This window comes from Oleiphilus sp. HI0132 (genome assembly GCF_001635845.1).
The window spans coordinates 1-847 of record NZ_LWGJ01000074.1; the positions used below are offsets into that span (position 1 = coordinate 1).

Here is an 847-nt window from a genome sequence, read left to right on the forward strand (position 1 = left end):
TCGCACTTTCGATGAAATCAATGCATCGATGTCTGTGATGACCGGTGTTGCCTCAACCGATAGCGATGTAAAAAGCACTTTTGATACGGTGAAACAACAGCTACCAACGATAGAGAATATCGAAGGCTTCTTATCGGCCCACCAAATGGCCGTCACTCAGTTAGCCATTCAATATTGTGACGCCTTGGTTGATGACACAAGCTTAAGAGCTAGCTTCTTTAGCAGCTTTAATTTTAGTGAAAATGCCAATACCGCTTTTGATACGGATGGCCGTAGCCAGATTTCAAGCGCCCTCCTAAGCAACTTTGTTGGTACTAGCTTGGACACTCAACCTAGCGACAGCGATATTAATGATGAGATAAACAGCCTGATTGATACGCTTAGCGCTTGCTCAGCTGACAGCAGCTGTCCCGAAGGTAGAACCGAGATTGTGGTCAAAGCAGCCTGCGCAGCCGTACTAGGCAGCGCTACAACGCTTGTGCAATAAATACTATTCAGTTGAAGGATGAGATTATGATTATCAAACCAACACTCAAACAAACGCTGGATATCAACGCACCTTTGATACACAGTGACCATAAACGCCCTAAAACACGTAGGGAGTTTATCGCCAATGGATTCATGGCTGGCGGCGCTACCGTTTTTGGCTCGTCAATATTCAGCCTTTTCGGAGCACCACGTAATGCTTCGGCCGCGCTATCTTCAGATATTGAAGCCTTAAAAGATAGCTGTGGAATCGCCGTCCAAGGGGCCGGAAAGATCCCTTTTATCTGTATTGACCTGGCAGGCGGTGCCAATATTGCCGGCTCCAATGTATTAGTTGGCGGTTCGGGCGGACAAAAAGACA

The 847-nt window shown here is 46.9% G+C and carries 2 pseudogenes; both read left to right on the forward strand.

Annotated features, from left to right (window positions below):
* Positions 1–487 (forward strand): annotated as a pseudogene (locus A3766_RS30055) (LamG domain-containing protein); the annotation flags it as partial.
* Between the two features lie 26 nt (positions 488–513).
* Positions 514–847, forward strand: a pseudogene (locus A3766_RS01050) (hypothetical protein); the annotation flags it as partial.